Source organism: Natrialba sp. PRR66, assembly GCF_034808065.1.
Lineage (GTDB): Archaea > Halobacteriota > Halobacteria > Halobacteriales > Natrialbaceae > Natrialba > Natrialba aegyptia.
The window spans coordinates 1-252 of record NZ_JAXHGN010000196.1; the positions used below are offsets into that span (position 1 = coordinate 1).

1 protein-coding gene is annotated in these 252 nt (G+C 65.1%); it reads right to left on the reverse strand.

Annotation, left to right across the window (positions count from 1 at the left end; genetic code table 11):
* A partial coding sequence (locus SM755_RS23970; RefSeq protein ID WP_323174878.1) for a transposase occupies positions 1 to 252 on the reverse strand: 252 nt, incomplete at both ends.

The following is a 252-nucleotide window of genomic DNA, read 5'->3' on the forward strand; positions in this document are numbered from 1 at the left end:
GGGTACCCAGGGCGGGCCCCCCCCGGGTCCCCGCTGCGTCCGCTGTTTGGTTGAGAAGACGTTCTCAGACCGTGCTCGTGGGCCGTATAGAGACGCGTCGAGGCGCGCGTTATGCGCGCAATCGACGGGTCGGAACTCACGGTGCTTGATCAGCGGTCTCACGCCTTCTTCGCGTAATTTCTCTCGTAAGCGCTGCCAATCGTAGCCTTTGTCGGCGGCGAGGCTGGCAATCTCGCCCGCGTTGCGGAGGGC